We start from the raw sequence: 10,384 nt of genomic DNA, 5'->3' as shown, positions 1-10,384 counted from the left end.
GATATACATCGTGAGCGAATTTTTCAGCCCCATTATGCTCTTTCTGATTTCTCTTGTGATAATTTTTCTTTTAAAGTTTAGACAGGTTTACAAAATTGTTCTAAAAATTTTCTTCTCTTTCTTTTCGATGATCTTCGCAGTTATCGGCGGAATCGTCGTTTTTGAGATACTGGCTTTGGGTTTGATTCTGCTTTTCTTTGGAGCACTTCTGGCGTTAATAGCTGACGGAATGTGACTTTTTCCGCAAAAAAGTTTGTTTTGACGGTTAAAAGAGATAAGTTTAGTCCCGGCTCCCGGATTTGAACCGGGGACCACGGGCTCTCTGCCGCCTGCCAGCGGCAGGACAGACTACAGGCCCGCGCTCTGCCACTGAGCTAAGCCGGGAACTTCAGTTTATGTGTGAGTTGTTTTCTGTATAAATACCTTGTGGAAGAAAACGGGAGGTATTAGGGGCGAATTCAGAATTTAGCAAATTTTTACCCCTCAGATATGGGAAGTTTCAACTATCTTCCAAAATTTTTGGTTTAAAACTTCTTTGACGCAACATTTTTATTTTTAATTTTCAAAAATTAATTATGGAGGAGTATAGGATCAGCACCTTGGAAAGAATCGGCTACAGAATTTCAGCGAGCGTCGAAAAATGGATGCCAGACCCCTTTCTCTTCGCCGTCATTCTGACCTTCATCAGCTACATCATGGGAATAGTTATAGCGAAGCAGTCTCCAGTGGACATGGTTTTGTACTGGTACAAAGGTTTCTGGACCCTCCTTACATTTGCGATGCAGATGGTTTTGATTTTAGTTACTGGCTACGCTTTAGCCTATCATCCAGCTGTACACAAAATGCTCGTCAAGCTTGCTTCGCTTCCCAAAAATGGAAAGCAAGCTGCAGCCCTTGTAGCTTTCTTCGCAATGATCTTCTCTTGGATAAACTGGGGACTCGGGTTGATAGTTGGAGCTCTGCTGGCGAGAGAAGTGGGTAGGCAAGCATATTTTAGAGGAATTCCGGTTCATTATCCAGCAATAGTTACCGCTGGCTACACGGGACTTGGGATGATTTGGCACTGGGGGCTGTCAGCTTCGGCTCCCCTACTTTCGGCAACGGAAGGTCACTTTCTTCAGGATTTAATCGGCATCATTCCAACGAGTGAAACTATATTCTCCGGCTACTCCCTCGCTCTGAGTCTTCTGTCCATTGTGTTCGTTGTCGGGGTTATGTATGCGATTTCCCCTTCAGATCCGAAGGCATGCAGAGGAATAGAGCAATACGCCCCTCACCTACTTGAAGAGGAGAGAAAGGAGGAGAAAGTGGAATTTAAAACGTTAGCCGATAAAATAGAGAACAGCGTGATAATCGGTATTTTGCTGGCTTTAATGGGCATATTTTACATCTTTCACCACTTCGGCGTTCAGAAAAAGGGGCTCGATCTGAACATAGTTAACTTCACCTTCCTCTTCGTCGGTCTTCTGTTATACTTACGACCAATCCGCTACCTGAAAGCATTCTACTCAGCGGTTCCTTCAGCAGCGGGCATCGTTTTGCAGTTTCCGTTTTACGCAGGTATAATGGGGATGATAAAATTCTCCGGACTCGGAAAAATAATGGCAAACTGGCTCATAGGAATCTCAACTCCCACGACTTTTCCGGTAGTTGCATGGCTTGTGGCTGGGCTCGTCAACCTCTTCGTTCCCTCTGGGGGTGGAGAGTGGGCTGTTATAGGTGAAACTATCTCAAGAGCTGCAATGGAACTTGGAGTTCCGATAGGAAAAGCCATAATAGCTTACGGAGCCGGAGACCAGTGGACAAACCTTTTCCAGCCGTTCTGGGCGATTCCTCTTCTTGGAATCTGCGCCGTTAGAGCAAGAGATGTCTTCGGCTACTGCATAACTCTGATGCTGTTTGCTGCAGTATTCTACGCCTTAGCTCTAACCTTCATACCCTACTGAACACTTTTTCATTTTTATTTCCAAACGTATTTATTCGCTCAAGTCAACAATTTTTCATGCTTGAGAGGTTGTTCGTTGAGGTAGATGGCATTAGAATTTCAATTCTGAAGGGTAAGGAGAGAGACGTTTTTTACGTTCACAGCTCCGGGAGTGATGCTTTGCAGTGGGAAAAGCAACTTGAAGAGGTCGGAGGATACGCTATCGATTTACCAAACCATGGAAAGAGCGAGAAAGTTGAAGTCAAATCCGTGGATGATTACGCTTACTATGTTGGTGAGGCCGTAAAAAAGACCATGAAAAAGGCAGTTTTGGTTGGTCACAGTTTGGGTGGAGCTGTTGTGCAAAAGGTTTACCTTAATAACCCAGAAGTCTGCAAAGGCTTAGTTCTCGTCGGGACGGGAGCGAGATTGAGGGTTCTTCCCGACATCCTTGAGGGATTGAAGAAAAATCCGGAAAAGGCTGTTGAACTTATTCTTGAAATGGGATTCGCTGAAAAGGGAGAAGAATACGAGAAAAAGAAGAGGGAGTTTCTTGAAAGAACCGAGGTTCTTCACCTCGACCTGTCTCTGTGCGACAAGTTCGATTTGCTTGAAGATTACAAAAGCGGGAAGATAAAAATTAACGTGCCGACGTTGATCGTTGTCGGAGAAAAGGACAGACTAACTCCAGTTAAGTACGCTGAATTCTTCCACAAACATATACCAAATTCGAAGCTTGTTGTGATAAAAGGAGCGAGCCACATGGTCATGATAGAAAAGCCCGAAGAGTTCAACAAAGCTCTTGAGGAGTTTTTAAAAGAAGTGAGCGGAGAGGAGAGAAGATGAACCGCTCCAACCTTCAAACACCTTTCGATGAATTCAGCATCGCTTTAGCTAATTTCAGCTTGTTTAAACAGAAAGCGAAGATTTTTCTACTCCAAATCTACCAACACCTTTGCCAACCACGCAGAGCTTCGACGTTCGTAACATGAAAACAAAAAGGTGTCAAACGTGGAAAGAAACGAGGGCTTAATGGATAGAATCGCAAGGTTGATCGTAGGAGCTTTTTTGCTGATAGCCGGAGCAACAAACTACCTTCCGCACGGAATGTTACTCGTCGTCTTGGGGATCGCTCTGATGTTTACCGGAGTTACTGGTTTCTGTCTTCTTTACAAAATTTTAGGGATAAAAACGTGCAGAAACGAGTGTTAAAAAATTTAGAAGAGTTCGTTTAAGTAAATAAGGTGCTTTCCAAGTTTTCCACCGTAGTTTCCTGCAGTTATTTTTACAACTCCCGGAATCTTCGTAGCAGCTTCGATTCCAACTTTCATAGCCTCTTTTACGGCATCAACGCTAATTCCGTTTATGACGATCTCGTATACCGCCTTAACTCCCTCCGGAATCTGCGTATCCGGAACTTGCTCCCTTATGCTTGGTGCGAACTTTTCGTTCGTTGAAGCTTTCAGGAACTTGTACTTGTTCGCTCCAACTTTCGATCCAGATGCTACTATTCCTCCGGGGAAGGGAGTTATAACTCCCTCAACCTCAAAAATGGCATCTACCGCAGCTTTTGCAGCAGCCAAAGCTGAAGGCTGAGTCTCGCCGAAGATGAAGAAGTTACCTCCGGCAATTCCGTTCACGTAGCCAATCTCGTTCTCGATCAAAAAGTCTCCTTCCATCATCGGCACAGCCCACATTTTTCTGCCGTAGAGGTCTAACTGCTTCTCGTAGCCGTCTCCGAAGAAGCGGAGTTTGTTGCCAGTGTCGAATTTCTCTTCAGCATCTGGCAATCCGTTGAAGACAGCTGTTGTGGGAGCCGTCAACACGCACTGCCCGAGCCTCGCCAATAGTTGCTCTTCCAAACCTTTCTTGCTCATGTGGCAGATTTGGATGTAGTACCCCGGTCTTCCGTCTGGAGTTTCGCTCGGCAAAGCTTTCTTCTCAATTCCCGCCTCAGCCGGGCACATTATTACCGAAGTTCCGAAGCCCGTTGCTTCATTAGCGGCTACGTAAGCCCAGTAGTAGTCGTAGGCGGTTATCAAAACCCTCGCAACCTTTATGTCAAAAGCCTCCGCATACGTCTCTTCCACTTCAACACCATTCACTTTCATTTAAAACCACCCGAAAAAAGTTGGTTTGAAAGGATATTAAATTTTTGAAATTTTATCACACATCCTGAAGCTTTCCACTCAGAAAATCGTCGTACGCTTTCAAATCAAGCAAACCGTGTCCGCTGAATCCGAACAGGATGACCTTCTCCTCGTTCTCCTCCCTCGCTTTGATGGCTTCGTCGATTACAACCCTTATTGCATGGTTGGTTTCGGGAGCAGGAACTATTCCCTCCGTTCTCGCAAACATCAATCCAGCCTCGAAGGTGGGAATCTGTTTCACAGCTCTCGCTTCAACCAATCCGTTTTTAACGAGAATGCACAAGGTAGGAGCGTCTCCGTGATATCTCAACCCTCCAGCGTGAATCGGCGGAGGTATAAACTCGTGTCCGAGGGTGTACATCTTCAGCAAAGGTGTCAGTCCAGCTGTATCTCCAAAGTCGTATCTGTATTCCCCCTTCGTTAAAGTCGGGCATGCAGCCGGCTCTACGGCTATTATCTTCGTCCCCTTCCTCTCAACATCTTTCACAAAAGGATAGCTTAGCCCGGCAAAATTGCTTCCTCCTCCAACGCAGCCAACTATTATATCTGGCTCCTCACCTATGCTTTCAAGCTGCTTTTTCGCCTCAAGCCCGATTATCGTCTGGTGGAGAAGAACGTGGTTTAAAACGCTCCCAAGACTGTACTTCGTGTCCTCATGCTTTGCAGCGTCCTCAATTGCCTCGCTTATTGCGATTCCCAAACTCCCTGGGTTGTTCGGATCTCTCTCAAGTACTTTCCTTCCGCTCTCCGTTCTGTCGCTTGGAGAGGGAATTACCTCTCCTCCCCAAGTCTCCATCAGAATTCTCCTGTAGGGTTTTTGATGGTAGCTGACCTTAACCATGTAAACCGTACACTTCAGATCGAATAGCTTAGTGGCAAAGCACAAAGCAGAACCCCATTGCCCTGCTCCTGTCTCAGTCGTGAGCCTTTCGACTCCCTCTTTAGCGTTGTAATACGCTTGGGCAACAGCCGTATTAGGCTTGTGACTTCCCGGTGGGCTGCCTCCTTCATACTTAAAGTAAATTCTTGCGGGGGTTTTTAGGTATTCCTCCAGTTTTTTAGCCCTAATAAGTGGAGTTGGTCTCCAGAGAGCGTAAATATCCCTTACCTCCTCAGGAATTCTTATCCATCTTTCTTGGCTCATTTCTTGCTTTATTAAGGCTTTTGGAAAAATAACTTCGAGTTCCTCCGGCTTCACAGGCTCGTTCGTTGCCGGATTTAGCGGAGGTGGCAACTCCTCCGGAAGATCTGGGAGTATGTTGTACCACTCCCTCGGCATTTCATTCTCATCTAACAGGATTTTTCTCATGATGTGTGCTTGCTCCTACAATATTTAAAGGTTGTGACTGTTTTATCTCACCAATAATTGCCTTGAATGTCAATTGCAGCGTTCCGCAAATTCGAAACTTTTACCTTCAAAATTAAACTTCTTTCTGCAACAGCGCAAAAATATTTATTCCTCGTTTTTGATGGAAACTCATGAAACTCGTTAAAATTCTGCTAATACTCTCTTTAATTTTCGCTGGATGTTTGCAGGCTGAAAAGGGAATATACAAGGACATCTCAGTAGATGAGGCTTATGAGTTAATTCAGAAAAACAAGAACAACCCGAACTTCGTCATCCTCGACATACGTACTCCAGAGGAATTCGAAAGCGGGCATATTGAGGGAGCGATAAACATCGATTATTACTCTCCAAACTTCAAAGAAGAACTGAAAAAGCTTGACAAAAACAAAGTTTATCTCATCTACTGCAGAACCGGTCATAGGACGAGTTTAGCAATGCCTATATTCAAGGAACTCGGCTTTAAAGAGGTTTACAACATGCTCGGAGGAATTACTGAATGGAAAAATAGGGGATATCCAGTGGTGGATTAGTCCTCAAGCAGCTCAGTTAAATCCCATTCCTCTTCTTCGAATTCGAACTCCTCTTCCTCTTCAAATTCTTTTTCGAGCTCTTCAAGCTCCTCCCTAATCAGCGAAACTGCCTGCTTCACAACGCTTTTGTACTCTTCGAGATTCGGATTGTATATGTTCCAAGCGAGCTTAACGTCTTCTCCTTCCTTTTTTTCCATTTCTTCAATTCTCTTAAGAGTTGTTTTTGCTGTTTCAAGAACCCAGTAGTCTCTAACAACGCTCTCAACCTCAACGAGATTTTCCGGGACAACTGAAACGAGTTTCCTTGTTACGCCTTCGAAGACTCTAACCTTCCCGACCAAAGCTACTATCACCGGCGGCTCAAGATCGAGCAAAGCTTCTACTGCCTCGCTGTTAAACCTTCCAGCGTAAGCGTAAAAAACTCCGGTTGGATCGCTCAACCTAATTCTCCACAGGTTTGTGTCCGGTCTTACTTCTTCTTTATCAAGCAGAACGCTAACGGAGAAAATCCTGTTCACCCTCTCTCCCAAAGGTGTCAGAGCGTATTTGACGTTTTCATCCTGCAGAACGTGAGTCGACCTCGTTAATTCGTACGCAAAAACCCTCTTAGCGACTTCTCTCCTTCTTATCATATCGCCTCACCCAGAAGTTTGAATTCCTTCAACTCCGGCTTGTAGAAGTCAACTTCCTTTACGAGGATGTATCTCCCTCCTTTCGTCCCCGTGACCTTGAAGTACCTTCCGAGCAACCTCGACTTCAACTCTGAAAGAACAGCTCCCCTGTCAAGCTTTTCCTGAGCGATTTTCTTAGCCTCTTCAAGCCCTATTCCCGTGAGGGATTTAACGTTTTCCTCGTTCAGGATTATTTCGTAAACGCTTTCGCCATCATCGAGAACTCCCTTTATTCTCAAATCGTCGTAACTTTCGACTTTTCCGTGCTCAGGGCAGCTTTCCTTTATCATAGCCCTCCCGCAAACGCCACATCTCTGTATAAGTCCGCTTCCCTGCTGGATTGACACGAGAGCCCCCACTATGCTAACCTCCCTTGGAGGTAGAGGAACGTCTTCCTCAAGCTCCACTATGCTGCTAAATCTGTTCACGTTGATCTGCATTCTTCCCTGAAATGAGTCAGTTACGACATTCTTGAAAAGGTACGATTTACCCTCTTCGACTTCTCCCTTCCCAGACTTCGCCCAGATGACGAACTTTATCATTCCCGTTTCATCCCCTATCAATCCAACCTGAGAGACGTTTGGAGAAGAGGTGTCCCAAAGTTGGGCGACTTTAGCTTTAACGCTCACCCACACGCCGGGCTTCGTTATTTCGGCAATTTTCACAAGAGGAGATTCTCGTTCGAAGAGAATTTCCCTCGGCAACCCGTGTTCTCGGATTAGGTAATTAGTGATCGTCCTTATTATCTCCCCCTCAGGAACTTTAAACTCGTTGAGAAGTAAATCTACCCGCTTTTTTATCTCATTCTTGTTAACCTTTACTCCATGCCTCTCGAACTTTTCGAGGATCTTTTGGGTGATTTCTTCGACTTTATCCATGAAAAAAGACTTTACAAATCTTGACTTAACACTTTCGCTTAATTTTTACGGAAAACAATTAATAGTCCAAAAATCATTTTACTACATGGAAGATTTAGCTAAGAAACTTGGAGCTGACATTTTCGGAGTTGCAGATCTGGACTTGGTAAGGGATTATCCAACAATCCCAAACAACCTGCTTGAAGGTTTTAAAAGGGGAATCGTCATCGGAGTTAAGTTGAGCGATGCCGTTTTCGATTCTCTTCCTGCTTCAAGACCGCTTTACGCAAAGCAGTACGAAGTGGCAAACGCTACGCTTGATAGAATAGCCTTCATCCTTGCTAACGAGATAGAAAAGAGGGGATATAAAGCGATTCCAATCCCAGCTTCAAAGATTTTGAAAAACACAAACTGGAGAAGCTTTATTTCTCACAAAGCTATAGCGAGAGCTGCTGGAGTTGGATGGATCGGAAAATCCCTGCTTCTTGTAACGGAGAAGTACGGACCGAGAATTAGACTCGCAACAATTCTCACCGATATGCCTCTTGAAGCTGGAGAACCCATGAAAAATAAGTGTGGTAGCTGTAGAGAATGCATCGAAGCTTGTATAGTAAAAGCGTTGAAGGATTCCAATTTCGAGGACTACCCAAAGAGAGAGGAGGTTTTCGACGTTGAAAAGTGCGCAAAGAAACTCCAAGAGTTTGCCGCAGATCCCGACATAGGATATATGGTTTGCGGAATTTGCGTTAAAGTCTGCCCATACGGATTAAAGAAATCGGGAGGCGAAAGTTGATCTCTCCTCTTTGCAAGAATTTGCGTAAACGCATTTTTCGCACATCCAACTTTCTTCTCTTTCTGGGATAATTCCCTTCTCAACCTTCCGGACTTTTTCTATAATTCTCAAAGCGTTGTATTTGTCCCTTCTGCTCACATTGATTCTCTCAAGCTTTCCGTCGTAGCAGTAGTATACGTATGCGGTGTCGATTCCGGTGAGGATGGAATAGCAGGCAGCTTTAATTCTATTTTCAAACCTCTCTTTTTTCGGAACTTTAAGAGAAACCCACAAAAAAGAGTTTTCGTGCACTTCATCAACTATTCCGCTTAACTTCAATTTTTCAGAATAGTAATACTGCTCCCACTTCAGCGGAATTAACTTTTCAAGCTCATCCGAAAACGTGAAGTTTTTGGAAGCTTCAACGAAGATGTCCCTTGCTTCTGGATAAAGTGTGGAGAACCTTTCAAACGCCCAGTCGTAGTCAAAACCCTTTCTTAGGCTGAGGAAAATTTCTCTCGCCGCCTTTAATGGCGTTGGAAAATCTCTTGGGTGATGAATTGAGAAGAAAGCAAGTCTTTTACATTTCACAAAGTTGACGACATCACTTACTCTTACCACAACGGAGATTTTATGTGGAAAAATTAAGCTTTTTGGTTTTAGGTTACGCGGACAGACAGCACAAGCTTTAGCTTTAAAGTTAAATCTTCCGCTCTTTTCCGTCGACTTCTCAAAAATCTTTTCGAGTTCTGCAATCTCAATGTTCTCTGATTTCTTCTCTTTCCTCGCTGAAAAACTCATCAAGAGTCTTCATTGCGAACACCCTCAACGCTATCAATAAGAACCATATTTTCGCCTTCGCAAGCACCTCTAAAATCGTTATCGAACGAAATCAGATATTTTATCCCGTAAAATTTGCATGTAGCTAAAATTAAAGCGTCGTTTGGCAATAAATTACAACAACGTGAAAAGCTCCTGTATTTTGTTTTGATTTTTTAGCTCGTAACCCTTTTCCCAGTTATCGCCTCAAGATAACCATAAAAGCTTCGCTAAAAACTATAGCGTTCGAATGAAGTCCGAACATACTCCTAAGCCCGGATAAATCCACCTTACCCTCGATATGGTTGATAAGGACGTTAGTATCGATAAACACCTTTAAATTCTCCATTCTTCTTCTACCTCTTCGAGCAACCTGCTGAGATTCTTGCCCTCGAACTTTCCCTGTAACTTCCTTAGATTATATTTCGAGTATAATCCCCCACTCAATTCTTTCGATTACTTTGTTCAAGTCAACAACTTTTAAGATTTTGTCTGGAACATTTATCTTAACAGTAATCTCGCCCATCGCAAAGTCCCGAATAAAGTCTTACGCATAAAAACTGTTTAAGAACTCTGAGAGTTCAAAAATCTCCAAACCCCAGTCCGACGAGTATTTCGTTTAGTTATTTATTTATTAATTTCCTTTTCCTTTCTTAAGATAACTCCTAAGTCTCCAAGAAATTCATCCACGTTTCTATACTGCTCGTCCTCAAAGACACTTGCGCATCTCAAAAGACTTAAGTTGTAATCGTTTCTCCTCGCTTCTTCAATTGTTATAAGCCTCAGCGGTTAGATGCAGGTAAAAACATGCGGGGGGCGGGATTTGAACCCGCGGACCCCTACGGGACAGGGTCTTAAGCCCTGCGCCTTTTCCTGGCTCGGCAACCCCCGCAGCTCTGCAGAAATAATATACCTACTTTGGTTTAAAGAATTTGTGGGACACTTTGCGAAAGTATATAACTACTCGCGGTAGAACATTCAGCATGGGTAAATATGAGGGTAAAGAAGTTCCAGATGAAGAGGACGAACTCCTACTTAAACTTGCTGAAAGACAGCTTAAAGCCGATTACCGCCGAAGTCTCGGTAAAGAGTTTGAGAGAAGATACCTGGATGCCAAAATCAAAGAGTTGCTGAAAAAGAAGACTAAGTAGTTACTGAGAATGTAGAAGAGCTTCGATCTCGTTGCTCCAACGAAAGTTACTATCAATCACAGCTCAAAACTACATTTGTTTTAAATTCGTAAGAGCAAAAGCTTAAACGAACGTTCTTGGAAAAGGAAGCGCAAAATATTCGCTAAAGGTTTCCCACATAGC

General features: G+C 43.8%; 13 protein-coding genes and 2 tRNA genes. 7 read left to right on the top strand and 8 right to left on the bottom strand.

The window, feature by feature from the left end:
- Positions 1–235 (top strand): hypothetical protein (locus tag F7C14_RS11065; protein ID WP_290902914.1); only part of this gene is annotated, 235 nt, incomplete at its 5' end.
- A gap of 49 nt (positions 236–284) precedes the next feature.
- Here F7C14_RS11065 and F7C14_RS11060 read toward each other — a convergent pair.
- A tRNA-Tyr gene (locus tag F7C14_RS11060) sits at positions 285–384 on the bottom strand.
- A 191-nt stretch (positions 385–575) separates the two neighbouring features.
- Here F7C14_RS11060 and F7C14_RS11055 point away from each other — a divergent pair.
- The 3 genes from F7C14_RS11055 (at position 576) to F7C14_RS11045 (ending at position 3,136) form a co-directional block, all read left to right on the top strand.
- Positions 576–1,946: a short-chain fatty acid transporter gene (locus tag F7C14_RS11055; protein ID WP_290902912.1), complete on the top strand. Its 1,371-nt coding sequence runs from the start codon at positions 576–578 to the stop codon at positions 1,944–1,946.
- A gap of 56 nt (positions 1,947–2,002) precedes the next feature.
- Positions 2,003–2,770 carry an alpha/beta hydrolase gene (locus F7C14_RS11050; protein ID WP_290902910.1) on the top strand — a complete coding sequence of 256 codons (768 nt, stop codon included), beginning with the start codon at positions 2,003–2,005 and terminating at the stop codon, positions 2,768–2,770.
- Between the two features lie 165 nt (positions 2,771–2,935).
- A complete protein-coding gene (locus F7C14_RS11045; RefSeq protein WP_290902907.1) occupies positions 2,936–3,136 on the top strand; it encodes a DUF2892 domain-containing protein in 201 nt (66 codons plus the stop codon).
- 5 nt (positions 3,137–3,141) lie between these two features.
- On the opposite strand, the gene fhcD is transcribed toward F7C14_RS11045, so the two are convergent.
- Both fhcD and F7C14_RS11035 read right to left on the bottom strand, forming a co-directional pair.
- On the bottom strand, positions 3,142–4,035 hold the full coding sequence (gene fhcD, locus F7C14_RS11040) for a formylmethanofuran--tetrahydromethanopterin N-formyltransferase (protein WP_290902905.1): 894 nt from the start codon (positions 4,033–4,035) through the stop codon (positions 3,142–3,144).
- A gap of 55 nt (positions 4,036–4,090) precedes the next feature.
- The gene (locus F7C14_RS11035; RefSeq protein WP_290902904.1) at positions 4,091–5,383 is read right to left on the bottom strand and encodes a TrpB-like pyridoxal phosphate-dependent enzyme; all 1,293 of its coding nucleotides are present in this window, start codon (positions 5,381–5,383) and stop codon (positions 4,091–4,093) included.
- 170 nt (positions 5,384–5,553) lie between these two features.
- On the opposite strand from F7C14_RS11035, the gene F7C14_RS11030 reads away from it, so the two are divergent.
- Complete coding sequence (locus tag F7C14_RS11030; protein ID WP_290902902.1) at positions 5,554–5,952, top strand: rhodanese-like domain-containing protein; 399 nt, start codon at positions 5,554–5,556, stop codon at positions 5,950–5,952.
- Here F7C14_RS11030 and F7C14_RS11025 read toward each other — a convergent pair.
- Positions 5,949–6,584 carry a hypothetical protein gene (locus F7C14_RS11025; protein WP_290902900.1) on the bottom strand — a complete coding sequence of 212 codons (636 nt, stop codon included), beginning with the start codon at positions 6,582–6,584 and terminating at the stop codon, positions 5,949–5,951. The genes F7C14_RS11030 and F7C14_RS11025 overlap by 4 nt on opposite strands.
- Positions 6,581–7,501 carry a replication protein A gene (locus tag F7C14_RS11020; protein ID WP_290902898.1) on the bottom strand — a complete coding sequence of 307 codons (921 nt, stop codon included), beginning with the start codon at positions 7,499–7,501 and terminating at the stop codon, positions 6,581–6,583. Before F7C14_RS11020 ends, F7C14_RS11025 begins: the two co-directional genes overlap by 4 nt.
- A gap of 85 nt (positions 7,502–7,586) precedes the next feature.
- On the opposite strand from F7C14_RS11020, the gene F7C14_RS11015 reads away from it, so the two are divergent.
- Entirely contained in the window at positions 7,587–8,273 is a 687-nt protein-coding gene (locus tag F7C14_RS11015) for a 4Fe-4S double cluster binding domain-containing protein (protein ID WP_290902896.1), read from the top strand.
- Here the strand turns inward: F7C14_RS11015 and F7C14_RS11010 are convergent.
- The 3 genes from F7C14_RS11010 to F7C14_RS11000 form a co-directional block, all read right to left on the bottom strand.
- Positions 8,247–9,053, bottom strand: coding sequence for a hypothetical protein (locus F7C14_RS11010; protein ID WP_290902894.1), 807 nt, complete (start codon positions 9,051–9,053; stop codon positions 8,247–8,249). The genes F7C14_RS11015 and F7C14_RS11010 overlap by 27 nt on opposite strands.
- The gene (locus tag F7C14_RS11005) at positions 9,053–9,202 is read right to left on the bottom strand and encodes a PIN domain-containing protein (RefSeq protein ID WP_367114372.1); all 150 of its coding nucleotides are present in this window, start codon (positions 9,200–9,202) and stop codon (positions 9,053–9,055) included. The genes F7C14_RS11010 and F7C14_RS11005 overlap by 1 nt, the downstream gene beginning before the upstream one ends.
- Before the next feature lie 677 nt (positions 9,203–9,879).
- A tRNA-Leu gene (locus F7C14_RS11000) sits at positions 9,880–9,963 on the bottom strand.
- Between the two features lie 91 nt (positions 9,964–10,054).
- On the opposite strand from F7C14_RS11000, the gene F7C14_RS10995 reads away from it, so the two are divergent.
- Entirely contained in the window at positions 10,055–10,222 is a 168-nt protein-coding gene (locus F7C14_RS10995; RefSeq protein WP_290902892.1) for a hypothetical protein, read from the top strand.
- Positions 10,223–10,384 lie beyond the last annotated feature (162 nt).

This window comes from Ferroglobus sp. (assembly GCF_015521575.1).
Taxonomy (GTDB): domain Archaea; phylum Halobacteriota; class Archaeoglobi; order Archaeoglobales; family Archaeoglobaceae; genus Ferroglobus.
This window is presented reverse-complemented; position numbering and strand designations above follow the sequence as displayed.